This window comes from Terrabacter sp. C0L_2, assembly GCF_036352015.1.
In the GTDB taxonomy this organism is placed as follows: domain Bacteria; phylum Actinomycetota; class Actinomycetes; order Actinomycetales; family Dermatophilaceae; genus Terrabacter; species Terrabacter tumescens.
On the sequence record NZ_CP143557.1, the window covers coordinates 2,642,353 to 2,666,910 of the forward strand.

Sequence of the window (24,558 nt, forward strand, 5' to 3'; positions counted from 1 at the left end):
CGGCGGTCGTGCTCACTTCGCGCCCGTCCCGCCGTAGGGCGGCATCATGGGCATCGGGCTGCGCACCCCGGCCCGGTCGAAGGCCATCTTGACGCGCTCGCGGATCTCGCGTTGCACGCCGAACTGCTCGTTGGCGATCGTCTTGGCGATGACGCGCAGGGTGATGGCGCCGTTGGCGATCGACTCGACCCCGACGACGTTGGGCTCCTCGAGCAGGATGTCCTTGAACGCGTCGTCGTCGTCCATGACGCTGACGACCTCACGGATGACGGAGATCGCCTTCTCGACGTCCTGGTCGTAGGCGACCGGGATGTCGACGATGGCGGTCGACCAGCCCTGCGTCTTGTTGCCGATGCGGATGATCTCGCCGTTGCGGACGTACCACGTCATGCCGCCGGCATCGCGCAGCTGGGTGACGCGCAGCGACACGTTCTCGACGGTGCCGACGACCTCGCCGGTGTCGATGACGTCGCCGACGCCGTACTGGTCCTCGACGATCATGAAGACGCCGGACAGGAAGTCCTTGACGAGGCTCTGCGCGCCGAACGCGAGCGCGACGCCGCCGACGCTCGCCGAGGCGAGCATCGGACCGAGGGGGATGCCGACGAGGGAGAGGATCGTCAGGGCGGTGATGCCGAGCACGATGAACGTCGTGATGCTCTTGAGCAGGGCGCCCATCGTCTGGGTGCGCTGGACGTGGCGGACGTTGGCGACCCCGACCGCTTGCAGCGCGCGGCCGGCGCCGGGGATGGCCGCGAGGCGTTCGGCCCGCCGCGAGGTGGCCGTCGTGACGACCCGGTCGATGAGCCGGTGCAGCACGAAGCGGGCGACGAGTCCGACGACGAGCACGGTGAGGACGAGCAGCGGGGTGCCCACGAGCCAGTCGCCGACGCCGGCCCACGTGAGGCCGGTCAGGTCGGGCATCGAGAGGTTCACGGGCAGCTCCTGCGAGGGAGACGGACTCGGCGTCGGGTTCGGCGTCGGGGTGGACGTCCTCGGGGTGAGGGCGAGGGCGCGGGGCAGGGAAGCGGTCAGGTTCGTGAAGGCGTCGATCACAGGGTCTCAGTCAGGGGAGGGTCAGGTGGAGGGGGGCAGGTGGAGCGCCCGTGCGGGGCCGCCCGGATCGGACGGCCCCGCACGGAAGCGCTCAGGCGCGGCGGTCGCGCTCCTGGGCGACGAGGGCCCGCGCGATGGTGTCGCGGTTCTCGGCGACGGTGCGCACCAGGCCGGGGGCCGCGTCCGGGTTGGCGGCGAGCCAGGCGTCGGAGGCGTCCTTGAGCTCCTGGCTCGCGAGCGAGAACGGGTAGAAGCCGCCGACGACACGCTCACCGATGGCGACGCTGCGCTGCGCCCACGCGTCGACGAGCATCGCGTGGTACTTCTCCACGTAGGGCTCGAGCAGCGAGAGGTCCGAGCTGCGGCGGAAGCCGGCGCTGACGGCCTCGACCATCTGGTTGGACAGGTCGTTGCGCTCGACCGCCTTGGCCCACGCGTCGGCCTTGGCCTCGGCGGTGGGACGGGCGGCGAGGGCCTCGGCGGCCCGCTCCTTGCCCGTGGCCGTCGGGTCGCGGTCGAGCTCGGTGGCGATCTCGACCTCGTCGGCGACCCCGAGGGCGGCGAGGGCCTTGATGAAGGTCCAGCGCAGCTCCGTGTCGACGGTCAGGCCCGGCAGCGACTCGGCGCCGGTGAGCAGTGCCCGCAGACGCGCCTCGTCCGCCGGGTCGGACGTCGCCGCGGCCCACGCCTCGACGAGCTGGAACTGGGCGTCGCTGCCTGCCTCGGCCGTCTCGGCCAGGGAGCGCAGCGAGGACGTCAGAAGGGCCGAGACCTCGGCGCGGTGCTCCGGAGCGGTGTAGAGCCGGGCCGCCGTCGAGACCTGGCCGAGCAGCACGCGCAGCAGCGTCGAGTCGGTCTCGCCGGGCATCGACTCGAGCACGAAGCGCACGAAGTCGCGGGCCGGCATCTCGCCGTCGCGGGTCATGTCCCACGTCGCGCCGAGCACGAGCGAGCGGGGGAGCGAGTCCTGGAAACCACGGGGCAGCGAGAGCGCCGTCGCGAGCGAGCGCTCGTCGAGGCGGATCTTGCCGTAGGCGAGGTCGTCGTCGTTGAGCAGCAGCAGGTCAGGCTGCTCCTGGCCGACGAGCTCGGCGAGGTCGGTGCGCTCGCCGGCGATGTCGACCTCGTCGTAGCCGATGCGCTCGAGCACGTCGCCCGCGTCGCCCGACCGGACGGCATACCGCCCGACGCCGATGCGGTGGGGACGGAGCGTCGGGTACTCCTCGGTCGCGGTCTGCGTGATCGCGAACGAGCTGTAGCGACCGTCGGCGTCGACCTCGAAGACCGGGCGCAGCGTGTTGACGCCGGCCGTCTCGAGCCACAGCTTGCTCCACTCGGTCAGCTCGCGGCCCGAGGCCTTCTCGAGCTCACCGAGCAGGTCGGAGAGGGTGGTGTTGCCCCACGCGTGCTTGCGGAAGTACTCGCGCAGCGCGGCGACGAACGGCTCACGGCCGACGTACGCGACGAGCTGCTTGAGCACGGACGCGCCCTTGGCGTACGTGATGCCGTCGAAGTTGACCTCGACGTCCTCGAGGTGGCGCATGTCGGCGGCGATCGGGTGCGTCGAGGAGAGCTGGTCCTGGGTGTAGGCCCACGCCTTCTCCGCGGTGCCGAACGTCGTCCACGCGCTCGTCCACTCGGTGGCCTCGGCCTGGCACGTCGTCGACGCCCACTCGGCGAAGGACTCGTTGAGCCAGAGGTCGTCCCACCACTTCATCGTCACGAGGTTGCCGAACCACATGTGGGCCAGCTCGTGCAGGATCGTCAGGGCCCGGCGCTCGATCTTGGCCTCGGAGACCTTGGACCGGAAGACGTAGACCTCGACGAAGGTCACGGCCCCGGCGTTCTCCATCGCGCCCATGTTGTACTCGGGCGTGAAGATCTGGTCGTACTTCTCGAAGGGGTACGGCTGGTCGAACTCCTCCTCGAAGAACGCGAAGCCCTTCTTGGTGCAGTCGAAGATGTTGTCGGCGTCGAGGTACTGCGTCAGCGACTTGCGGCAGAAGACACCGAGCGGCACGACGCCCTTGCGGGTCGAGACCTCGTCGCGGACCTCGTCGTATGGCCCCGCGATGAGCGCCGTGATGTAGGAGGAGATGCGCTTCGTCGGCTCGAACGACCACGTCGCGCGCTCGACGCCGTCCGCCACGCCGGCGGCCTCCGGGGTGGGCGTGGGGGAGTTGCTGATGACCTTCCAGTGCGCGGGCGCGGTCACCGTGAAGCGGAAGGACGCCTTGAGGTCGGGCTGCTCGAACACGGCGTACATGCGCCGCGAGTCCGGGACCTCGAACTGCGTGTAGAGGTAGACCTCGTTGTCGACCGGGTCGACGAAGCGGTGCAGCCCCTCGCCGGTGTTGGTGTAGCGGCCGGTCGCGTCGACGGTCAGCTCGTTCTCGGCGGCCAGGCCCGGCAGGGCGATCCGCGAGTCGGCGAAGACCTCGGCCGGGTCGAGGTCGACGCCGTTGAGCGTCACCTTCTCGACGGAGTCGGCGATGAGGTCGATGAACGAGTCGGCGCCGGGCTCGGAGCAGGTGAACGTGACCGTGGTGACGGTGTGGAAGTTCTCCGGACCCGTCGTGAGGTCGAGACGGACGTCGTAGGAGTCGACGCGCAGGATGTCGGCGCGGCTCGCCGCCTCGTCGCGGGTCAGGTTCTTGCCGGGCACGTAGGGACCTCCTGGGAAGGGTGCTGTGGGCACGACGGAGCGTCGGTCGGACGGCGTCGTCGCGGGCCATCCTCGCACGGAACCCCGACCGGTCCACCACCGCAATGGGGCCGCGGCGGGCAGTGCCATGATGGGCCGCATGGCCGATGTGAACGACAGCCCCAGCACGAGCCGCACCCCCGTGGAGATGTGGTTCGACCCGATGTGCCCGTGGGCGTGGATGACGTCCCGCTGGCTCATGGAGGTCGAGACGCTCCGCGAGATCGACGTCACGTGGTCGGTCATGAGCCTCGCCGTCCTCAACGAGCACCGACACGACCTCGACGCCGCCTACCGCGCGCGCATGGACGAGGCCTGGGGACCGGTGCGCGTCATCATCGCCGCCGCCGAGGCCCACGGTGACTCCGTCGTCAAGCCGCTCTACGACGCCATGGGCACCCGGATCCACCTGCGCAGGATGAACGACTTCGACCAGGTCATCCGCGAGTCCCTGGAGGAGGTCGGCCTGCCCGCGGCGCTCGCCAAGGACGCCCACCACAAGAAGTTCGACGCAGCCCTGCACCGCAGCCACAAGCGCGGCATCAGCCTCGTCGGTACCGACGTCGGCACGCCGATCATCGCCGTCGACGGTGTCGCCTTCTTCGGCCCCGTGGTGACGCCGGCCCCCAAGGGAGAGGCCGCCGCCCGCCTGTGGGACGGCTGCGTCCTCGTCGCCGGCACGCCCGGCTTCTACGAGCTGAAGCGCAGCCGCACCGAGGGCCCCATCTTCACCTGACGCGGCTCTTCCCCTCCGCACCTCCTCGCACCAACTCCGCACCAACCTCGCACCAATCCCGGCACCACCCTCGACGCACCCAAGGACGGACATGCGCATCCACATCGGCGGCGACCACGCGGCATACGACCTCCACCAGACGCTCCTGACGCACCTGCGCGAGGCCGGCCACGACGTCGTCGACCACGGCCCGTTCGGCTACGACGCCCAGGACGACTACCCGGTCTTCGTGCTCCGCGCGGCCGAGGCGGTCGCGGCCGAGCCGGGCTCCCTCGGGGTCGTGCTCGGCGGGTCGGGCAACGGTGAGCAGATCGCCGCCAACAAGGTCGCCGGGATCCGCGCGGCCCTCGCCTACAGCACCGAGCTGGCGAGCCTGGCGCGCGAGCACAACGACGCCCAGGTCGTCTCCATCGGGGCGCGCTTCACCGCGGAGGACCTGGCCAAGGAGATCGTCGACACCTTCGTCGCGACGAAGTTCACCGATGAGGCGCGGCACAGCCGCCGTCTGGGTATGGTTTCCGCGTACGAGAACACGGGGGACTTGCCGGCTTTGCCGGACTCGGACGTGCGCTGACCGCATGCCGTCCACCGTCCCCCTCCATCGCTAGGGAGGCACGTGGCCTACAACGAGAGCGTCGTCTCTCGGCGCTCCCCGTACGCTGCCGGCCCGATCCGGCGCCTCCGGCTGCTGGGTCCGTGGTTGAGCCGTGCCCCGTGGGTGCTTGTCGGCGCCTTCCTCGCGCTCAGCGTCGCCGCGACGGTCGCCGTCGCTATCTGGCCCGACCGCGTGCCGTGGGGGGTCTACGGCTTCATCGTCGTGCTCGCGGGACTCTTCCTCGAGCCCCGGCTGCTGCTCGTCGTCTACATCGGGCTCTTCCTGGCCATGGCCATCCTCGGCGCGTACCTCGGGGAGCAGAAGACGACGACCACCGGCGCGCAGGTCGTCACGGTTGCCACGATGATGCTCATGCTGTGGCTCTCGCACGCACGCGCCCAGGTGGGCGTCGTCGGGGTGAGCGGCGAGTCGATGCTCGTCGACATGCGTGACCGACTCCGCGCGCAGGGCGAGCTGCCTCCCCTCCCGCGCCAGTGGGGCGCCGAGGTCGCGCTCGAGTCGGCCTACGGCGACGGCTTCGCCGGCGACTTCGTCGTCGCGAGCCGCTCGACCGACGGCGTCACCCTCGAGATCGCCCTCGTCGACGTCTCCGGCAAGGGCCGCGACGCCGGCACCCGGTCGCTGCTGCTCTCCGGCGCGCTCGGTGGGCTGCTCGGCGAGATGAGCGAGGGCGGCTTCCTCCAGTCCGCCAACAACCACCTGCTGCGGCTGCGCTGGCCCGAGGGCTTCGCCACCGCGGTCCACGTCGCCGTCAACCTCGAGACCGGCGACTTCACCATCGGGTACGCCGGCCACCCGGCTGCCGCGCAGTTCGCCGCCGGCTCGGGCCGGTGGCGGATGCTGTCGGGCGGCCGCGGGCCGCTGCTCGGGGTCATCGAGCAGGCCGAGTACCCCCGCGAGACCGGCACGATCCGCCGCGGCGACGCGCTCGTGCTCTACAGCGACGGGGTCATCGAGGCCCGCGACAAGGCGCTCGTCGACGGCATCGACCGCATGCTCGGCCGGGCCGAGTCGTTCATCCGCACCGGCTTCGAGGGCCTCGCCCAGCGCCTCTGCGACCAGGCCGCGGCCGGTCTGGGCGACGACCGCGCCGTCGTGACCATCTGGCGCACCTGACGCGAAGAGGGTGACGGCCGTCCGGCCGCCACCCTCCTCCACGTCGGTTGTGTGCGTCAGCGGATGTCGTCGTCCTGGCCGTCGAGCCCGTCGAGCCCGTTCTTCAGGCCCTCCTGACCCTGGTCGACCTTGTCGGCGTACTGGCCGCCCGTCTTCTCGTCGACGAAGTCGCCGGCCTTGTCGACGCCGTCGCCCACCTGGTCACCGTGCTGGTCGACGAGGTCGCCGACCTTGTCCTTCATGTTGTCGAAGACGCCCATGGCTTGCCTCTCGGTCGTCGAGGGCCGCTCCGTGGCCCTCGTGCGCCCTCCAACTTAGCCCTCCCACCGTCGGCCGGGAGGGGCCGGGCCGCAGCGAACTTCGGGACAGCGCCCGGCGTCACTACGATGCCTGCGTGAGTGAGCACCCCACCGAAGCGAGCACCCGCGAGGCCGGCACCGACCGGCGCAAGGAGCACGTCGTGCCCGACCTGCCGCCGGGTGTCACGCCCGCGCGCGTGCGCACCTTCGTGCGCCGTGGCCGGCTGTCCTCGCTGACCAAGGACCGGGTCGAGCGCCTCGCGCCCGCCCGGTCGCTGCCCGAGGGCACCTTCGACGCCGAGGCCGCCTTCGGGCGCCGTGCCCCCGTCGTCCTCGAGATCGGGTGCGGCCACGGCCACGCGGCGATCGCGTATGCCGCGGCCTTCCCCGAGCACGACATCGTGGCCATGGATGTCCACACCCCCGGGCTCGCCCGCATGCTCGCCGACGCCGACGAGGCCGGCGTGCCCAACCTCAGGGTCGAGATCGGCGACGCCGTGCTCTTCATGGAGGAACGCGTGCCGGACGCCACCTTCGACGCCGTCCACCTCTTCTTCCCCGACCCGTGGCGCAAGCAGAAGCACACGAAACGGCGCTTCGTCAGCCCCGCCAACCTCGACCTGCTCGGCCGGGTGCTCAAGCCGGGTGGCCACGTGCTCATCGCCACCGACCAGGACTTCTACGCCGAGCATGCCCTCGCCGAGGTCGCCGCCCACCCGCGGTTCGACGCGCGTCGGGTCCCCCGGCCGGAGTGGCGTCCGCGAGACGGCTTCGAGGCCAAGGGAATTGCCGTCGGCCGCACGATCAACGAGCTGCGCCTCGACCCGCTGCCGTGAGCGTCGAGGAGTCTTTCTGGCACGAAGTGCCGGAGTGCCTCCATGACTGGCGTCGAGGCCCCGGTCCGCTGCATCGCGGGGTGACAGGACGCCGGCCTCGCTGCCGCGGCTCGTTCCTCGCCGCGCCTGCTCGGCCTCCCGGCATCCTGTGCACCCCGACGAACGAAGGGCCTGGCTGACAGCGACGGAGTCGCGTCAGCCAGGCCCTTCGATGAGTCGGGGTGACAGGATTTGAACCTGCGGCCCTTGCGTCCCAAACGCAATGCGCTACCAAGCTGCGCCACACCCCGTGGCGTCGGAATCGTAGCGGACGAGTGGGGAGCGACCCCGGCCCCGCCGCCGGATCGGCCCGATTTCGGCGGACCGTGCACGACCCAGTACGCTTGCACCTCGGATCGCCGGCACCGCCGGCGCCGTGCGGGCGTAGCTCAATGGTAGAGCCTCAGTCTTCCAAACTGATCACGCGAGTTCGATTCTCGTCGCCCGCTCCAAAAGCCTTTGCCCGCGGGCGTGCCCACTTCCTAGCGTGGGCCGCATGTTCCGCCCCGACCTGCAGGACGCCCTCCGCGACCGCGACGCCGTCCTCCGCTCGTTCCTCGCGCCCGACGGCTCCCTGACGAGCATCCCCACCAAGATCCGCAAGCGCCTCGTCGTGCTCGACCTGCTCGCGCAGGAGTTCGAGCCGGGGGAGAGGTACGACGAGAGCCAGGTCAACAACCGCCTGCGTGCCTTCCACCCCGACGTCGCGGCCCTGCGGCGCTACCTCGTCGAGGAGGGCTTCCTCGAGCGGGCCGACGGCCGGTACTGGCGCAGCGGCGGCACGGTCGACTGACCCGGCCACCCGGCATACGCCATCGAGAGACGGGGCTCAGCGGAAGCCGAGGGCCTCGCTCAGCCAGCTCTCGGCGCCGTCGGCCTCGAGGCCGGCCTCGACGGCCGCGGCTGTGCGCGCGGACGGCCACCCGTGGACCCAGAACAGCGCCAGCCCGCCCGGCAGCGCGATGAGCAGTGGGAGCCACGAGTGGGGGGTGAAGGCGAACGAGCACGCGAACGCGACGAGCACCGGAGCCTCCGCGAGCGCGGTCCGCAGGGTCGTCGTCGAGGTGAAGTAGCGCAGGCTCGTGGTCTCGGCGTTCTCCCGCGGCAGGCCGTGAGGGAGGGACGGGACGGCATACCCGACGTAGCGGATCAGCGTGGCGGAGGCGACGAGCGTGGCCAGCACGATGCCGACGGCCCACGGCGACGGCATGGGAGCCGACGGGTCGACGATGATGCGCACGGCGCTCAGCATCAGCGCCCCCATGCCGACCGCGATCGACACCATCTGGATGGGGCGCAGGGCGGCACTCTCGGGGGAGGCGAACGGTCCGGGAGGGGTGCTCATGGGTCCCGAGCATAGGCGTGGGAGCGCGACGGACGATCCGCGCATTTAGCCATCGGCCGCCTGCCCTATAGCATGGTGCGCTGGCCCGTCCGTTCACCGTCGACGACCACGTCGGCACCACCCCAATGGAGTAACCCGCAGTGAAGAGTGCGCTCGAGACCCTCAGCCCGACCCGGGTCAAGATGACCGTCGAGGTCCCTTTCGAGGAGCTCAAGCCGAGCCTCGATGCGGCCATCAAGCACATCGGTGAGCACATCCAGGTGCCCGGCTTCCGCAAGGGCAAGGTGCCGGCCCGCATCATCGAGCAGCGCGTCGGCCGCGCGGCCGTCCTCGAGGAGGCCGTCAACAACGCCCTCCCGACCTTCTACGGCCAGGCCCTCGAGGAGAACGAGGTCCGCCCGCTCGGCCAGCCCGAGATCACCGACCTCCAGGTGCCCGCGACCGACGGCGAGGACTTCGTCTTCACCGCCGAGGTCGACAAGCGCCCCGAGATCGACCTGCCCGACTTCAGCGACATCGAGCTGACCGTCGACGAGGCCAAGGTCGAGGACGAGGCCGTCGAGCAGCGCCTCACCGACCTGCGCGCCCGCTTCGGCACCCTCAAGGGCGTCGACCGCGCCGTCCAGGACGGCGACTTCGTCTCGATCGACCTGTCCGCCGAGATCGACGGCGAGCAGATCGACGAGGTGACCGGCGTCTCCTACGAGGTCGGCAGCAAGAACATGCTCGAGGGCCTCGACGAGGCGCTCATCGGCATGACGGCCGACGAGACCAAGAGCTTCACCGCCCCGCTCGCCGGCGGCGACCAGGAGGGCCAGGAGGCCGACTGCACCGTGACCGTCACCGCGGTCAAGGAGCGCGAGCTGCCCGAGCTCGACGACGAGTTCGCCCAGCTGGCCTCGGAGTTCGACACGCTCGACGAGCTCAAGGCCGACCTCACGGCCAAGGCCGAGATCGACGCCAAGTTCGCCCAGGGCGTCGCGGCCCGCGACAAGCTCCTCGAGGCCATCCTCGAGAAGGTCGAGGTGCCGATCCCCGAGAGCATCGTCGAGGCCGAGGTGCACAGCCACCTCGAGGGCGAGGGTCGTCTCGAGGACGACGAGCACCGTGCCGAGGTCGGCGAGAGCACCCGCAAGGGCCTCAAGACCCAGCTCGTCCTCGACGCGATCGCCGAGAAGGAAGAGGTCAAGGTCGAGCAGCAGGAGCTCATCGAGTTCCTCGTCATGAGCTCGCAGCAGTACGGCATGGACCCCAACCAGTTCGCGCAGTCGCTCGACCAGGAGGGTCAGATCCCCGCCATGGTCGCCGAGGTCGCCCGCCGCAAGGCGCTCGCCACGGTCCTCGAGAAGGTCGCCGTCAAGGACACCGCCGGCAACGTCATCGACCTCAACGAGGCCGTGCCCGGCACCGAGGGTGACGAGGCCGACGCGGCTGATGACGCTGACGAGGCCGCCGACGCGCAGGCCGAGCAGGCCGAGAAGGCCGACGCCTGACCTGCACCGCACGTATGCCGTGAGGCCGGCTCCCGCTCGGGAGCCGGCCTCACGCGTACCCGGGGGTGGACGAGCGTGGGCCCGGGGTTGCCGGGGGTGAGGCTCGGGGTACGTCACCGACGGTCGCCGTCCGGCGGCTCGCACCTCGACGAGGGAGCCTGAGATGAGCAGCACCGACGAGTCGGGCGCCGGCATGGCCGACACCGACATCAACAGCACCGACCCCGAGGGCACCAACCCGCCCGAGCGCGACAGCACCGCGGCGCAGGGCTCGGGCGACGACGCAGCCCGCGGCAACCTCGACGGCAGCAACGCCGTCGACGAGCCGCGCGACCGCTCGCTCGAGCAGGCCGGCGGCAACGGCTCGTTCGACGACGTCTCGGACCGGCCCAACGGCGCCGAGTCCGACGTGGTCGACTCCGGGCAGGACAACGGCCTGAACAGCTGACCGCACACGGTCACGGGCCCCGCCGGACGGCATACGACCGGTGGGGTCCGTGCGCGTGGTTGCGCCCGCCCGGCTCAGGTTTGTGCGCTCACGGCGAACACGGCGCGGTTCGGGAAATCTGCCCGAGGGGTCGGGCGTTAGGGTCAGTGACGAGCCAGCCGGCGCCGCATCCCGTGGCGAGAGGCTGGACCACTTCGACGATGGAGACATGGTGATTTCGGAGACCTCCGCCAACGGCAACGGCATGCCGGGTGGTCTGGACGACCACATCTATAACCGCCTGCTCAAGGAGCGGATCATCTTCCTCGGGTCCGACGTCCGCGACGACAACGCGAACGCCATCGCCGCGCAGCTGCTGCTGCTGTCGGCCGAGGACCCCGAGAAGGACATCTGGCTCTACATCAACAGCCCCGGCGGCTCGATCTCTGCCGGCATGGCCATCTTCGACACGATGAACTGGATCCCCAACGACGTCGCCACCGTCGCGATGGGCATGGCCGCCTCGATGGGCCAGTTCCTGCTGTCGGCCGGCACCAAGGGCAAGCGCTACGCCACGCCCCACGCCCGCGTCATGATGCACCAGCCCTCGGGCGGCATCGGCGGCACGGCCACCGACATCAAGATCCAGGCCGAGCAGATGCTCTACGTCAAGAAGCAGATGGCGCAGCTCATCGCCGAGCACACCGGCCAGACCGTCGAGCAGATCGAGAAGGACTCCGACCGCGACCGCTGGTTCAGCGCGGAGGAGGCCAAGGAGTACGGCTTCGTCGACCACGTCTTCAGCCGGTCCGACCAGGCGGTCGAGGGCAAGGGTGTCGGCCAGGCCGACGCCAAGGGCGAGAACTGACCGCGGCCTGAACAGGACTTGGAGACACGCATGAACATCGAACCCACCAACCGCCTCGCGGTCGCCGCGCCGTCGAGCCGCTACATCCTGCCGCAGTTCGAGGAGCGCACCTCCTACGGCATGAAGCGGTCCGACCCCTACAACAAGCTCTTCGAGGACCGCATCATCTTCCTCGGCGTGCAGGTCGACGACGCGTCGGCCGACGACATCATCGCCCAGCTGCTCGTGCTGGAGTCGCTCGACCCCGACCGCGACATCCTCATGTACATCAACAGCCCGGGTGGCTCGTTCACCGCCATGACGGCGATCTACGACACGATGCAGTTCGTCCGGCCCGACATCCAGACGTTCGTCATCGGCCAGGCCGCCTCGGCCGCCGCGGTGCTCCTCGGCGCCGGTGCGCCGGGCAAGCGCTTCGCCCTGCCGAACGCCCGCATCCTCATCCACCAGCCGGCGCTCTCGGGCGGCGACTACGGCCAGGCCTCGGACATCGAGATCCAGGCCAACGAGGTGCTGCGCATGCGCACGTGGCTCGAGGACACCCTCGCGCACCACACGGGCCGCACGTCCGACCAGGTGCGCAGCGACATCGAGCGCGACAAGATCCTCTCCGCCGAGGACGCCAAGGAGTACGGCCTCATCGACGAGGTGCTCGCCTCTCGCAAGGCCTCGCTCGAGAGCTGAGCTCCCGCTCGCTGTCGAGCACGTATGCCGCTGGGCCGGGTTCCGCTGGGACCCGGCCCTCGGCATACCTGCTTGGATGGTTGGTGAACCGGACGTCGAGCGTGGAGGTGCTGTCATGGCGGGTGCGGAGTTCGAGCAGGCGGTCGAGGCGGTCAAGGGCCTGACGACCGACCCCGGCAACGAGGTGAAGCTGCGCCTCTACGGGCTGTTCAAGCAGGCGACTGCCGGTGACGCGACCGGCTCTCGGCCCGGCTTCACCAACCCGGTCGGCCGCGCCAAGTACGACGCGTGGGCCAAGCTGTCGGGAACCTCGCCCGAGGCGGCCGAGGAGCAGTACGTCGCCATCGTCCGGGACCTCACGGCCGGCTGACGCTCGCAGGAGGTGGGATGTCCGGGACGACGATGCTCGTCATCGCCCTCGTGGGGCTGCTCGTCGTGATGTTCGGCGGGCTCGCGCTGGCGGTGGGACTGGGCCTGCTCACGCGTCGCCGCCAGCGCCTCGACGGCGGCGAAGACCGTGGGGCACAGCCGGATTCGGGTGGAACGGCGTTCAAGTGACAACCTCGTCGTTTGTCCGCCATCAGCGGACAAACGGCGTTGCGCGAGCGGGGGTGGCCCCCTCCGTCGTCTAATAGGAGTCGGCCCCCCTCGGGGCCGGCCGGGTGCACCCCAGCGTTCGGCGCCGACGGACCAGGAGCGAATCGGTGGCACGCATCGGAGAAGGCGGAGACCTCCTCAAGTGCTCTTTCTGCGGAAAGAGCCAGAAGCAGGTCAAGAAGCTCATCGCCGGTCCCGGTGTGTACATCTGCGACGAGTGCATCGACCTCTGCAACGAGATCATCGAGGAGGAGCTCGCCGAGAGCAGCGAGCTGGGCCTCGACCACCTGCCGAAGCCGCGCGAGATCTTCGACTTCCTCGAGAACTACGTCATCGGCCAGGACGTCGCGAAGAAGTCGCTCGCCGTGGCGGTCTACAACCACTACAAGCGCATCCAGGCCGGTGAGGGCGTCAAGCGCGACGACGACCACATCGACATCGCGAAGTCCAACATCCTGCTCATCGGGCCCACCGGCTCGGGCAAGACGTACCTCGCGCAGACGCTGGCCAAGATGCTCAACGTGCCGTTCGCCATCGCCGACGCGACGGCCCTGACCGAGGCCGGCTACGTCGGTGAGGACGTCGAGAACATCCTCCTCAAGCTCATCCAGGCCGCCGACTATGACGTCAAGAAGGCCGAGACGGGCATCATCTACATCGACGAGGTCGACAAGATCGCCCGCAAGAGCGAGAACCCCTCGATCACGCGCGACGTCTCCGGCGAGGGCGTGCAGCAGGCGCTGCTCAAGATCCTCGAGGGCACGACCGCGTCGGTCCCGCCGCAGGGCGGTCGCAAGCACCCGCACCAGGAGTTCATCCAGATCGACACGACCAACGTGCTCTTCATCGTCGGCGGCGCCTTCGCCGGTCTCGAGAAGATCATCGAGTCGCGCTCGGGTCGCAAGGGCCTCGGCTTCGGCCAGCCGCTGCACAACCCGAAGGACCTCGGCGACAGCTTCCAGGACGTCATGCCCGAGGACCTGCTGAAGTTCGGTCTCATCCCCGAGTTCATCGGCCGTCTGCCGGTCCTGACGACGCTCGCGCCGCTCGACCAGCAGGCCCTCGTCAACATCCTCACGGTGCCGCGCAACGCGCTCGTCAAGCAGTACCAGAAGATGTTCGAGATCGACGGTGTCGACCTCGAGTTCACCGACGACGCCATCGCCGCGGTGGCCGACCAGGCGCTGCTGCGCGGCACCGGTGCCCGCGGCCTGCGCGCCATCATGGAGGAGGTCCTCCTCCCCGTGATGTTCGACGTCCCGAGCGATGACGAGATCGCCCGCGTCGTCGTCACGCGCGAGGTCGTGCTCGACAACGTCAACCCGACGATCGTGCGCCGTGAGGCCGAGCCTCGCGCCAAGCGGCCGCGCAAGGAATCCGCCTGACGCCTGTGCGTCGTCGCGCCACCCTCGGGTGATCGGAGGCTGATCGGTGGTCGCTCCCTTCCGGCTCGTCGCCGGCGACAGCGCGCCCGTGCAGCAGACGAGCACGACGTGCGGCTCGGCCTCCCTCACGGTCGCCCGCATGCTGGCCAACCCGGCGTTCGCGCAGTGGATCCGCGACGGCATCCGCAAGGACGCCCATGACGGCGACGTGCCTGACGCGCGCACCGAGGCGCAGCGCTTCGCCGCCTACGAGCAGGTCGTCGCCTCCCGCACCAACGCCCTTCTCGGTGCGGGGCGACGTCTCCAGCTGCCGTGGCCCCGGGCGCTCGGCACGCCGCCGTGGGGCGGCCTCCACGAGCTCGAGTTCGGCGCGGCCGACCCCGAGGCCGACTACGAGGTGGCCTGGTTCCGCCACCGGGGGCGGGTGGGGCTGGGGCACACGTATGCCGAGCTGCGCCGTCGGGTGCGTCCCGGCCGTCCCGCCCTGCTCTACGTCGGCAACGCGTGGTCGCCGCGGCACGTCGTGCTCGTCCTGCCGCCGACGGGGGAGCAGGAGCTCGACGTCTACGAGCCGTCGGTCGGCCGCGTCGTCGACCTGCCGCAGCACGCCTTCGTCGAGCGCCGGCTCGCGGTCGCCGGCTGGGACGTCCCGTGGGCGGCCGTCTGGGCCTCCGGCAACGCCGAGTAGAGGTGATCCCGGCACCCATGGGGGTGTCGGGATCACCTCGAACGAGCTGCGCGGGCAGCGAGGGAACGACGCGGGTCAGCCCATGTGGGCCGGGGCGGCTCCGTCCGTCGCAAGCTCCTCGTGGCGCACGTGCAGCGCGACGAGCGTCACGACGCCGCCGACCGCGATCATGATGGCCGCGACGAGGTAGGCCCGGCTGGCGCCGTAGGTGAACGCCTCGTCGGCGATCATCTTCTGCGCCGCGGCGAGCTGCTCCTTCGAGGGAGCCGGACCACCCTGCGGCAGCTTGGCGGTCAGCTCGGCGACCTTGTCGTTGAGGTTGTTGACGAAGATCGTGCTCAGCGTCGCGAGACCGAGTGTGCCACCGACCTGCTGCATGGTGTTGAGCACCGCGGAGGCGACCGACGAGTCCTCGTGGGCCACACCGTGCACGGCCGTCAGCGTGAGCGGCACGAAGATCAGGCCCAGGCCGAACGCGAGGATGACGATCCACGGGAGCAGGCCCGAGGCATACGTGCTCTGCGGGGTCAGGTGGGTGAAGCCCCACATGCCGAGCGTCGCGAACGCGGCGCCGGCGCCGGAGATCCAGCGCGGGTCGACCTTGGCGATGAGGAAGCTGGCGACCTGCGCGGCCACGACGATGCCGACCGAGAACGGCAGGAACGCGAGACCGGTCTTGAGCGGCGAGTAGCCGAGGATGCTCTGGATGTAGATGCCGAGGAAGTAGAACATCGCGAACATGCCCGCACCGACGATGAGCATGACGAAGTAGGACGTGCCGCGCGTGCGGTCGCCGGGGATGCGCATCGGCAGGAGCGGGTGCGCAATGCGGGTTTCGATGACGACGAACGCGACGAGCAGGGCCACGCCGACGGCGAGGTAGGTGATCGTCGTGGCATCGCTCCACGAGGTGCTCGCAGCGTGGGTCAGGCCGTAGACGAGCGTGGACAGGCCGGCGATCGAGGTGATCGCACCGGGGACGTCGAGCGAGCCGCGGCCGTCCTCGGACTCGGTGAGGATGCGCTGCGCGAGGAGCGCGACGACGATGCCGATGGGCAGGTTGATGAAGAAGTTCCAGCGCCAGTCGATCTCGGTCAGTGCACCACCGAGGATGAGGCCGATGGCGGCGCCGGCGCCGGACATGGCGGCGAAGACGCCCATCGCGCGGTTGCGCTCCTTGCCCGCCGGGAAGGTCGTCGTGATGAGGGCGAGCGCGTTGGGCGCTGCGAGCGCGCCGCCGAGGCCCTGGACGGCCCGCGCGGCGAGCATCATCGTCTCGTTCTGGGCGATGCCCGCGACGAGCGAGGCGATCGTGAAGAGCACGATGCCCCAGACGAACATGCGACGGCGGCCGTAGAGGTCACCGAGACGCCCGCCGAGCAGCAGCACGCCACCGAAGGCGAGGGTGTAGATCGTGATGACCCACTGGAGGTTGGCCTGGCTGAAGCCGAGGTCGGTCTCGATGTGGGGGAGCGCGATGTTCACGATGGTGCCGTCGAGCACGATCATGAGCTGCGCGGCGCAGATGACGAAGAGCGCCAGACCGAGGCGCTTGGGCGGGGTGTCGTGGGAGGTGAACTCGCCCGAGGGCTCGTTCACCTGCTCCACCGTGGTCGACGACATAGGTGTTCCTCTCGAGGACAGGCAGGAATGGTGGTGTGACGCCTCGTCGCGGGCGGGCTCAGCGGGTGCTGGGCGCGGACGCGAGGGTGGCGGCGCAGGCCGGGAGGACGACGCTGTCCACGAACTCGGCGATGCGGTGCGGTCCCGGCAGGTGTCCCGAGAGCAGCGCCTCGTGGATCGACAGGGACGGCAGGATCATCAGCAGGGTGTCGAGGTCGGCGTCGGCGCCGATCTCACCGCGCTGTCGGGCGTGCTCGAAGATGGTGCGGGTGGCCTCGATCTTCGGGGCCAGGAACCGCTCGTGGATGCCGCGTGCCAGCTCGGGCTCGCGGTGGATGACGGGGAGCAGGGCCCCCCACGTGCCGATGACGACCTCGTCGTCGAGGCCCCCGTCGGCGCAGGCCTGGGCGAGCAGGTCGCCGCGCAGGCTCCCGGTGTCGGGGTCCTGCTCGGCGGGACAGCCGATGAACAGCCCGACCGCGTCGATGACGAGGTCGCGCTTGTGGGGCCACCGGCGGTAGAGCGTCGCCTTGGACGCCCGCGCCGCGCTCGCGACGGCGTCGAACGTCAGCCGGTCGTAGCCGGCATCACGCAGGACGTCGATCGCGGCCTCGAGGATCTCGACCTCGCGGTCACCGGCGACGCGCGGACGGCTGGCATGCGCCGTGTCCGCGATGTCCGTCGTGCCGCCGGCCGTGTCGGTCGTGCTCATGCTCACCCGCTCCCACCCCGATGAAACGAAACTGTTTCGTTTCATCGAAAGCGTAGGTCGAGTTTCGGCGAATGGCAAACGTCTTGTCCGGACTCACCCGCCGTCGCCGCGCCGGCTGCTCACGGGCGACCGACGGGCGGGCTCGTGCGCACCATCCACAGACCCACGGCGACGCCCCCCAGACCGATGACGTATGCCGCGGGCACGAGTCCGAGGGAACGCCCGGCCAGCAGCCCCGCCAGGACGGCGACGGGCACGGCGGCAGCGAAGGCGATCGCAGTGTGACGCAGCCACCGTCGCGCCGTCGGAGCCGCGAACGAGCCGGCCGGGGGAGCCGAGGCGGACAGGGCGGTGGCGGCGTGGCCCACGACGCAGCCGGCGGCGGCGGGGAGCGACCACCAGGAGAAGGAGCCGGCCGGGGTGAGGATGAACCAGCCGAAGAGGAGCAGTCCCCAGTAGGCGAGCGGCGCCGCCGAGCCCGCCCACGTCATGGTCACCAGCGGCAGCAGGACGAGCGCCCACCAGATGGCGTCGAAGCCTCCGGTGGACAGGAACAGGCTCGCGAGGAAGACGGCCACGCCGCCCGTTGCCGCCAGGGTCGCCCCGACCTGGCTGAGCGACCACTCGGGCCCGGCCCCGAAGTGCACGGTGCGCCGGACCCGGACCGGCGTGGAACTGGTCGGCTGGGGCCGGGGCTGGGGCTGGGGCTGGGTCTCGGGCACGGTCACCGCCTCGCCATCCGGGGCGCGGACGCTCGCCGGGCGATGTCGCGCAGCACCTGGTCCAGCGAGCCGGGCCCTCGCCACGGCACGACGGGCACGCCGCGCAGGCGCAGGGCGTGGACCTCGGAGTCACGCGACAGCAGGCGCATGCGCCAAGCCAGCGACTGGTAGACGTCGCTCGAGTCGGTGACGAGGTGGTCCGGGAACGTGTCGACGACGACCACGGTCATCCCGCGCGCGGCAAGGGTGTGCGCGAGCCCCACCATCGTCGGGTCGATGAGCGGAGAGAGCACGAGGCACAGGGCGTTCGGGTCGACGCCCCGGATGGCACGGTCGCCAGTGTCCCTGCTCTCCGTCGCGGGGGAGATCGCGGCGAGCGTGTCGAGCACGCGGCGCAGGTGGTTGGTGCCCGACCCGACGCCGAGCGTCGGCACCTCCGCTGCGCCGACCGTGCGCAGCGTCAGGCGGTCGTTGCTGCGCAGGAAGTGCTCGCTGATGGCGCCGGCTGCTCGGACCGTGACGTCGAGGCTCGTCGGGGGGCCGTCGATGCCCTCGCGTGGCCCGAGGTCGCTGAAGCAGTCGACGAGCAGGAAGACGTGGGCATCCTCGTCGGTGAAGGTCGAGGTGACGTGCAGCTCGCCGGTGCGCATCGAGACGGGCCAGTGGATGCGCCGGAGCCGGTCGCCCGGGTGGAAGCGGCGGATCGTGTTGAACTCGGAGCCGGACCCGGGCCGGTTGGAGCGGTTGAGCCCGACGATGCCGCGCGGGTGCGGCGTCGGGGCGCTCGCGTCGAAGGACGCCGGCACCGGCAGCGTCGCCGACGCGAGGTCGGGCAGGTCGACCGGGCCGACGCGGAAGGCTCCCCACGTGCTGACGAGGGCGATGCCCACGGTGCCCACGCGGCGCCGTCCCCAGCGCGTGGACCGCACGCCGAGGGTGGCGACGCCGTCCTCGAGCTCGACGACACCGCTCGAGGGCTTGCGCTCCACCCACGGGGCCTGGGCCAGCGTCACGACCCCGTGGACCTCGGGCGGGGACGGCTCGATGGTCACCCGGACGCCGGTGACCGAACCCTCCCGGAAGGTCGTGTCGCCGAGGCGGGCCGTGCCGGTGACCTCGCTCCGGGGCCGCGCGAGGTGACCCCACAGGGCGGCGACGACGAGCGGGGCGACGATGACGAGCAGGTCGGCCCGCCGGCCGATGACCGCGACGATGGCGCCCGCGGCCCCGAGCACGATGGCGCGCTGGTGGGCAGCGGTCGGCTCCCACGCGCCGAGGCGTCGGGTCACCATTTGCTGGGGGCGCCACTCCGGCATGCTCGCTCAGGCCCCCGTCGTCGGGTCCGCCACGAGGTGCTCGCGCGCCGACGGGGTGGCGACGGTGCGCAGCAGGCTCTCGACGATGCTGTGGCCGGAGGCGTTGCTCATCCACAGCTCCGGCTTGACCGTGATCCGGTGCGCGAGGACCGGGACCGCGACGGCCTTGACGTCCTCGGGCGTCACGTAGTCGCGGCCGTCGATGACGGCATACGCCCGGGCGCAGAGGAGCAGACCGAGCGCGCCGCGCGGCGAGGCGCCCATGAGGACGTCGCTGTGGGTGCGGCTCGCCGCCGTCAGCGCGACGCAGTAGCGCCCGACCGACTCGTCGACGACGGTCGCCTCGACCGCGGCCTGCATCGCGAGGAGCGTCTGCGCGTCCACGACGGGCTCAAGCGTCTGCTCCTCGCGCTGCCGGGCCATGCGGTTGGACAGGATCTCCCACTCCTCGTCGAGGGTCGGGTAGCCGAACGAGATGCGCATGAGGAAGCGGTCGAGCTGGGCCTCGGGCAGCGGGTAGGTGCCTTCGTACTCGACGGGGTTCGCCGTGGCGAGCACGTGGAAGGGGCGGGGGAGCTGGAAGGTGCGGCCCTCGACCGTCACCTGCTTCTCCTGCATCGCCTCGAGCAGCGCGGCCTGGGTCTTCGGCGGGGTGCGGTTGATCTCGTCGGCGAGGAGCATCCCGGCGAAGAGCGGACCGGCACGGAACGCGAACTCGCCCTCGCGCTGGTCGTAGACGAACGAGCCGGTGATGTCGCCGGGCAGCAGGTCCGGGGTGAACTGGGCCCGCTTGAAGTCGAGCCCGAGGGTCTGGGCGAAGCTGCGCGCGGCGAGCGTCTTGCCCAGGCCCGGAAAGTCCTCCATGAGCACGTGCCCACCGGCGAGGATGCCCGAGAGCACGAGCCGCAGCGCCTCGCGCTTGCCGACCACGGCGCGGTCGACCTCGTCGAGGACGGCGCTGCTCAGCTCACTGACCCGGGTCAGGTTCATCTCGGTCATGCGTTACCACTGCTCGATTCGTCGGAGGATGGGGTCGAGGCGCTGGGGGCGGTAGAGGTCGGGCGGCGGCAGGCCGACGAGCAGGTCCCACAGCTCGGGCGGGGTGACGCCCTGCGCCCACCGGGGCTCCTCCTCGGCGACGATGCCGTGCTTGGCGAAGAGGCGTTCGCGGATGAGCACCTGCAGCTGGAGGTGCACGTCGTGCACGACGCTCTCGCGGCCCTCCTTGCGGCGGTCGGCGGCCTCGAGGCGCGCCGCGAGGTTGGTGACCCGGAAGTCGTTGCCGCGCGAGTGACCGCCGAAGCCGCCGTCGACGAGGGGCCAGAGCGTCAGCTCGTGGGGCTCGGTGTGGTCGAGCAGGTGCCAGGACAGCATCGCGACGGCGACGACGATCGCGAGGAGCGCCGGCACGTCCGGCGCGAGACCGAGCGCAGCCGTCAGGGCCGACAGCGCCACCCAGGTCAGCAGCAGCCAGACGATCCGCCGCCGCCACGGGCGCAGCGCGGCGACGAGCGCCCGCCTCCCGGTCTGCTCGCGGCGAACCGCACCGCGCGGGAGCGGCCGCACGCTCGTCTTCGGGACGCCCTCGCGCGCCTCGCGCGCCTCGCGCGCCTCGCGTCGGGTCTGAGGGGTCGTGCCGTCCGGTTGGCTGCTCACGGCCGATCCCTCCCCGGGGACGACGAGGCAGCGGCCTGCTGCTCGGCCTCCCGCTGGGCCCGTTCCGCGGCCTGGCGCGAGGCGACGCGCTCGAGGTCGGCGATGAGCACCCGGAGGTCGGTGACGGCGCGGTCGCGGTGACCCTCGCCGAGCTCGTGCACGGAGAAGCGGGCCTCGCGGTAGAGCGCCGCGAGGTCGCCAAGCCGCTCGGAGTCGACGGGCCAGACCCCGATGACGCGTTCGGTGTACTCGCTCGAGGTCTCGGCCGGCAGGCGGGGCAGCCCCGTGGCGGCGGCGGACGTCTCGAGGCCGAGCCACGCAGCGACGATGGCGTTGCGCGGCTCGCCGGACTCGAGGTCGCGCAGACGCGCGCGGGCGGCCTCGAGCAGCTCGCCCGGCACGACGGGGATCGCGAAGTCGGGCTCCTCGTGCAGCTCGAGGTGAGGGCGTCGCCGCAGGAGCGAGCGGACCAGCTGGACCAGCGCGAAGGCGACGAGCAGGCCGGTGGCGACGAGGATCAGCTGGACGAGCGTGATGAGCACCGGCGAGGGGTCGAACGGTGCCGGGTTGGTCGTGTACGTCGTGGCCGGCAGCGTGAGGCTCGGCGGCGTCGAGGTGACCGTGGGCAGCGGCGTGAACGTCTGCGTGTCGGTCGGGCGCGAGAGCAGCGACAGCGGCCGGCCCAGCGCAGCCACGACCAGGGCGGCCATGACGACGGCGGCACCGGCGAAGGTGAGCTGCACCCCCCGTCTCGACATGCGAGAGACCTTATGCCAGCAGGGAGCCCGACAGTCCGGTAGCGCGCGGATCGTTGCCGTCCTGAGAGGTCAGGACAGCAACGACCGGCGGCGTGCTGGGTGGGTCAGCCCTTCTCGACCGGCTTCTCGACCGGCTTCTCGACGGGGACGAGCTCGGCGTCGCGGACCTCGACGGCCTCGCCCTCGGCATACGCGAGCTCGCTGATGCGCCCGCTCGCCCGCAGGTCGGCCTCGGCCGCCTGCACGTGCGCGACGGACGCGGCGGGCGCGACGAGGGTCATCGTGCGCACCTCGGCGCGCATGCCGACCTTGGCCTCGGACTTGACCTTGCGCACGCCGGCGAGGGCAGCGCCCACCGACGGCAGCAGGGCGGCGTCGCCGCCGGCCGGCAGCTCCGCGCGGGTCGGCCACGGCTGACGGTGCACCGAGCCCTCACCGAACCACGACCAGACCTCCTCGGTCGCGTAGGGGATGAACGGCGCCAGCAGGCGCAGCAGCGTCTCGAGCGCGAGGCGCAGGGCGGCACGGGCGCTGGCCGCGGCCTCCTCGCCCTGGCCGCCGTAGGCGCGGTCCTTGACGAGCTCGAGGTAGTCGTCGCAGAAGGTCCAGAAGAAGGTCTCGGTCGCCTCGAGCGAGCGGGTGTAGTCCCAGCTCTCGAAGCCCTGCGTGGCCTTATCGACGACGTCGGCGAGCGCCGCGAGCATCGACAGGTCGAGCGGGTGGGTGACCGCCGCGCGCAGGTCGCCGTCGACGTCGCCGAAGCCGAGGGCGAACTTGCTCGCGTTGAGCACCTTGATCGCGAGGCGCCGGCCGACCTTCATCTGGCCGGTGTCGTAGGCGGCGTCGGTGCCCAGGCGCCCGGAGGCCGCCCAGTAGCGCACGGCGTCGGCGCCGTTGGCCTTGACGACGTCCTCGGGCGTCTCGGCGTTGCCCTTGGACTTGCTCATCTTCTTGCGGTCGGGGTCGAGGATCCAGCCGCTGATGGCGGCGTGACGCCACGGCGCGACGCCGTGCTCGAAGTACGACCGCGTGACCGTGGCGAAGAGCCAGGTGCGGATGATGTCGTGCGCCTGCGGGCGCATGTCGTAGGGGAAGATCGAGGCGAAGAGCGCCTCGTCCGAGCCGAGGCCCTCGCCCTCGCGCACCGGCCAGCCGGCCGCGATCTGCGGGGTGAGCGACGAGGTGGCCCACGTGTCCATGATGTCGGGGTCGGCGACGAACCCGCCCGGCACGCCGCGCTGGCTCTCGTCGTAGCCCTCGGGGACGTCGATCTGCGGGTCGACGGGCAGCGCCGACTCGGGTGCGACGATGGGGTGCTCGTGGTCGGTCTCGCCCTCGGCCGTCACGGGGTACCAGACCGGGAAGGGCACGCCGAAGAAGCGCTGGCGCGAGATGAGCCAGTCTCCGTTGAGCCCCTCGACCCAGTTCTTGTAGCGCGAGCGCATGAAGGCGGGGTGGAAGTCGACCTCGTCGCCCATCCCGACGAGCTTGCCGCGCAGGGCATCGTCGCGGCCGCCGTTGCGGATGTACCACTGGCGCGAGGTGACGATCTCGAGGGGCTTGTCGCCCTTCTCGTAGAAGTTGGCCTTGCGCTGGGTCTTCTGCGGCTCGCCGTCGAGGTCGCCGGACTCGCGCAGAGCGGCCACGACGGCCTCGCGGGCGCTGAACGTCGTCTTGGTCGCGAGGGACTCGGCGTAGAGCACCTCCCCGGGGCCGCCGGCGATCCACTCGGGCGTCTCGGCCTGCAGCCGCCCGTTGCGGGTGATGAGCGAGCGGATCGGCAGCTGCAGCTCGCGCCACCACATGACGTCGGTGAGGTCACCGAACGTGCAGCACATGGCGATGCCCGCGCCCTTGTCCATCTCGGCGGCGCGGTGCGCCAGCACCGGCACCTCGACGCCGAAGAGCGGCGAGGTGACGGTCGTGCCGAAGAGCGGCTGGTAGCGCTCGTCGTCGGGGTGCGCGATGAGCGCGACGACCGACGGGATGAGCTCGGGACGCGTCGTCTCGATGTGGACGGGCTCGCCGCCCGCACGGTGGAACGCGACGCGGTGGTACGCGCCGGGGTAGTCGCGCGCCTCGAGCTCAGCCTGCGCGACCGCAGTCTGGAACGTCACGTCCCAGAGGCCGGGGGCCTCGCTCTGGTAGGCCTCGCCGCGGGCGAGGTTGCGCAGGAACGCCTGCTGCGCGACGGCGCGCGAGCGCTCGTCGATGGTGCGGTAGGTGATGTTCCAGTCGAGGCTGAAGCCCAGGCGGCGGAAGAGCGACTCGAAGGTCACCTCGTCCTTGACCGTGAGGACGTCGCACAGCTCGATGAAGTTCTTGCGGCTGATCGGGCGCTGGTCGGCGGCCTTGATCGCCTTGCCCTTGGCGTCCACGCCCTCCTCGAAGGGCGGCGTGAAGCCTTCCTCGTAGGGCAGGCTCGCGTCGCCGCGCACGCCGTAGTAGTTCTGCACCCGGCGCTCGGTCGGCAGGCCGTTGTCGTCCCAGCCGATGGGGTAGAAGACCTCGAGGCCCTGCATGCGCTTGTAGCGGGCCATGCAGTCGGTGTGGGTGTAGCTGAAGACGTGGCCGACGTGCAGGCTGCCGCTCGCCGTGGGCGGCGGGGTGTCGATGGCGAAGACCTGCTCGCGGGGGAGGGTGAGGGCCTTCTCGCGGTCGAAGGCGTAGGTGCCCTGCTCGGCCCATACCTGCATCCACTTCTCCTCGAGCCCGTCGAGCGTGGGCCGCTCGGGGATCCGCGAGGTCGTGGTTTCAGGTGCGTCAGTCATGCGCCCAATCCTTCCAGACGCGACGGGGTGCCCTCGACCGCCTTCCCGGCCGTGCGCGGCGCGGCCGATGGCGGGAGCCGAGGAGGCGGCACTCGCGAGCTTGCGAGGGAC

Annotated in this window: 25 protein-coding genes and 2 tRNA genes; 14 read left to right on the forward strand and 13 right to left on the reverse strand. The window is 71.0% G+C overall.

Features of this window, described 5'->3' with window-relative positions; translation table 11 throughout:
- Positions 1 to 12: 12 nt before the first annotated feature.
- A complete protein-coding gene (locus U5C87_RS12115; RefSeq protein ID WP_330472836.1) occupies positions 13 to 1,056 on the reverse strand; it encodes a mechanosensitive ion channel family protein in 1,044 nt (347 codons plus the stop codon).
- 91 nt (positions 1,057 to 1,147) lie between these two features.
- Entirely contained in the window at positions 1,148 to 3,721 is a 2,574-nt protein-coding gene (gene pepN / locus U5C87_RS12120; RefSeq protein ID WP_330472837.1) for an aminopeptidase N, read from the reverse strand.
- 139 nt (positions 3,722 to 3,860) lie between these two features.
- On the opposite strand from pepN, the gene U5C87_RS12125 reads away from it, so the two are divergent.
- From U5C87_RS12125 to U5C87_RS12135, 3 genes are all read left to right on the forward strand, one after another.
- Entirely contained in the window at positions 3,861 to 4,496 is a 636-nt protein-coding gene (locus U5C87_RS12125; RefSeq protein ID WP_330472838.1) for a mycothiol-dependent nitroreductase Rv2466c family protein, read from the forward strand.
- 91 nt (positions 4,497 to 4,587) lie between these two features.
- Positions 4,588 to 5,070, forward strand: coding sequence for a ribose-5-phosphate isomerase (locus U5C87_RS12130; protein WP_330472839.1), 483 nt, complete (start codon positions 4,588 to 4,590; stop codon positions 5,068 to 5,070).
- 42 nt (positions 5,071 to 5,112) lie between these two features.
- Positions 5,113 to 6,228 carry a PP2C family protein-serine/threonine phosphatase gene (locus tag U5C87_RS12135; RefSeq protein ID WP_330472840.1) on the forward strand — a complete coding sequence of 372 codons (1,116 nt, stop codon included), beginning with the start codon at positions 5,113 to 5,115 and terminating at the stop codon, positions 6,226 to 6,228.
- Between the two features lie 56 nt (positions 6,229 to 6,284).
- Here the strand turns inward: U5C87_RS12135 and U5C87_RS12140 are convergent, their stop codons facing one another.
- Positions 6,285 to 6,488 carry an antitoxin gene (locus U5C87_RS12140; RefSeq protein ID WP_030200376.1) on the reverse strand — a complete coding sequence of 68 codons (204 nt, stop codon included), beginning with the start codon at positions 6,486 to 6,488 and terminating at the stop codon, positions 6,285 to 6,287.
- Between the two features lie 134 nt (positions 6,489 to 6,622).
- Between U5C87_RS12140 and trmB the strand changes: the two genes are divergently transcribed.
- Positions 6,623 to 7,363 (forward strand): tRNA (guanosine(46)-N7)-methyltransferase TrmB, encoded by a 741-nt coding sequence (gene trmB / locus U5C87_RS12145; protein WP_330472841.1) that lies wholly within the window; start codon positions 6,623 to 6,625, stop codon positions 7,361 to 7,363.
- A gap of 216 nt (positions 7,364 to 7,579) precedes the next feature.
- On the opposite strand, the gene U5C87_RS12150 is transcribed toward trmB, so the two are convergent.
- Positions 7,580 to 7,653: transfer RNA gene (locus U5C87_RS12150), tRNA-Pro, on the reverse strand.
- Between the two features lie 127 nt (positions 7,654 to 7,780).
- On the opposite strand from U5C87_RS12150, the gene U5C87_RS12155 reads away from it, so the two are divergent.
- Positions 7,781 to 7,854: transfer RNA gene (locus tag U5C87_RS12155), tRNA-Gly, on the forward strand.
- A 44-nt stretch (positions 7,855 to 7,898) separates the two neighbouring features.
- Positions 7,899 to 8,195: a DUF2087 domain-containing protein gene (locus U5C87_RS12160; protein ID WP_030200371.1), complete on the forward strand. Its 297-nt coding sequence runs from the start codon at positions 7,899 to 7,901 to the stop codon at positions 8,193 to 8,195.
- 36 nt (positions 8,196 to 8,231) lie between these two features.
- Here the strand turns inward: U5C87_RS12160 and U5C87_RS12165 are convergent, their stop codons facing one another.
- Entirely contained in the window at positions 8,232 to 8,747 is a 516-nt protein-coding gene (locus tag U5C87_RS12165; RefSeq protein ID WP_030200369.1) for a hypothetical protein, read from the reverse strand.
- 140 nt (positions 8,748 to 8,887) lie between these two features.
- Between U5C87_RS12165 and tig the strand changes: the two genes are divergently transcribed.
- From tig to U5C87_RS12205, 8 genes are all read left to right on the forward strand, one after another.
- The gene (gene tig / locus U5C87_RS12170) at positions 8,888 to 10,240 is read left to right on the forward strand and encodes a trigger factor (protein ID WP_330472842.1); all 1,353 of its coding nucleotides are present in this window, start codon (positions 8,888 to 8,890) and stop codon (positions 10,238 to 10,240) included.
- Positions 10,241 to 10,403: 163 nt separating this feature from the next.
- Positions 10,404 to 10,688: a hypothetical protein gene (locus U5C87_RS12175; RefSeq protein WP_330472843.1), complete on the forward strand. Its 285-nt coding sequence runs from the start codon at positions 10,404 to 10,406 to the stop codon at positions 10,686 to 10,688.
- Positions 10,689 to 10,896: 208 nt separating this feature from the next.
- On the forward strand, positions 10,897 to 11,535 hold the full coding sequence (locus tag U5C87_RS12180; RefSeq protein WP_052358687.1) for an ATP-dependent Clp protease proteolytic subunit: 639 nt from the start codon (positions 10,897 to 10,899) through the stop codon (positions 11,533 to 11,535).
- 30 nt (positions 11,536 to 11,565) lie between these two features.
- Positions 11,566 to 12,219 (forward strand): ATP-dependent Clp protease proteolytic subunit, encoded by a 654-nt coding sequence (locus tag U5C87_RS12185; RefSeq protein ID WP_330472844.1) that lies wholly within the window; start codon positions 11,566 to 11,568, stop codon positions 12,217 to 12,219.
- A 115-nt stretch (positions 12,220 to 12,334) separates the two neighbouring features.
- A complete protein-coding gene (locus tag U5C87_RS12190) occupies positions 12,335 to 12,589 on the forward strand; it encodes an acyl-CoA-binding protein (RefSeq protein ID WP_030200352.1) in 255 nt (84 codons plus the stop codon).
- Between the two features lie 17 nt (positions 12,590 to 12,606).
- Positions 12,607 to 12,777, forward strand: coding sequence for a hypothetical protein (locus U5C87_RS12195; RefSeq protein ID WP_330472845.1), 171 nt, complete (start codon positions 12,607 to 12,609; stop codon positions 12,775 to 12,777).
- 146 nt (positions 12,778 to 12,923) lie between these two features.
- Positions 12,924 to 14,201, forward strand: coding sequence for an ATP-dependent Clp protease ATP-binding subunit ClpX (gene clpX, locus U5C87_RS12200; protein ID WP_030200347.1), 1,278 nt, complete (start codon positions 12,924 to 12,926; stop codon positions 14,199 to 14,201).
- Positions 14,202 to 14,247: 46 nt separating this feature from the next.
- On the forward strand, positions 14,248 to 14,889 hold the full coding sequence (locus U5C87_RS12205) for a hypothetical protein (protein ID WP_330472846.1): 642 nt from the start codon (positions 14,248 to 14,250) through the stop codon (positions 14,887 to 14,889).
- Between the two features lie 75 nt (positions 14,890 to 14,964).
- Here U5C87_RS12205 and U5C87_RS12210 read toward each other — a convergent pair whose 3' ends face one another.
- From U5C87_RS12210 to valS, 8 genes are all read right to left on the reverse strand, one after another.
- Positions 14,965 to 16,488 (reverse strand): MFS transporter, encoded by a 1,524-nt coding sequence (locus U5C87_RS12210; protein WP_330472847.1) that lies wholly within the window; start codon positions 16,486 to 16,488, stop codon positions 14,965 to 14,967.
- Between the two features lie 82 nt (positions 16,489 to 16,570).
- Positions 16,571 to 17,224, reverse strand: coding sequence for a TetR/AcrR family transcriptional regulator (locus tag U5C87_RS12215; protein ID WP_330472848.1), 654 nt, complete (start codon positions 17,222 to 17,224; stop codon positions 16,571 to 16,573).
- A 119-nt stretch (positions 17,225 to 17,343) separates the two neighbouring features.
- Positions 17,344 to 17,946: a hypothetical protein gene (locus U5C87_RS12220; protein WP_330472849.1), complete on the reverse strand. Its 603-nt coding sequence runs from the start codon at positions 17,944 to 17,946 to the stop codon at positions 17,344 to 17,346.
- Positions 17,947 to 17,948: 2 nt separating this feature from the next.
- A complete protein-coding gene (locus U5C87_RS12225) occupies positions 17,949 to 19,238 on the reverse strand; it encodes a DUF58 domain-containing protein (protein ID WP_330472850.1) in 1,290 nt (429 codons plus the stop codon).
- A 30-nt stretch (positions 19,239 to 19,268) separates the two neighbouring features.
- Complete coding sequence (locus U5C87_RS12230) at positions 19,269 to 20,261, reverse strand: AAA family ATPase (RefSeq protein WP_330472851.1); 993 nt, start codon at positions 20,259 to 20,261, stop codon at positions 19,269 to 19,271.
- 3 nt (positions 20,262 to 20,264) lie between these two features.
- Positions 20,265 to 20,918 (reverse strand): hypothetical protein, encoded by a 654-nt coding sequence (locus tag U5C87_RS12235; RefSeq protein ID WP_330472852.1) that lies wholly within the window; start codon positions 20,916 to 20,918, stop codon positions 20,265 to 20,267.
- The gene (locus tag U5C87_RS12240) at positions 20,915 to 21,676 is read right to left on the reverse strand and encodes a DUF4129 domain-containing protein (RefSeq protein WP_330472853.1); all 762 of its coding nucleotides are present in this window, start codon (positions 21,674 to 21,676) and stop codon (positions 20,915 to 20,917) included. The genes U5C87_RS12235 and U5C87_RS12240 overlap by 4 nt, the downstream gene beginning before the upstream one ends.
- Before the next feature lie 104 nt (positions 21,677 to 21,780).
- Positions 21,781 to 24,447: a valine--tRNA ligase gene (gene valS, locus U5C87_RS12245; RefSeq protein WP_330472854.1), complete on the reverse strand. Its 2,667-nt coding sequence runs from the start codon at positions 24,445 to 24,447 to the stop codon at positions 21,781 to 21,783.
- Between the last annotated feature and the right edge of the window lie 111 nt (positions 24,448 to 24,558).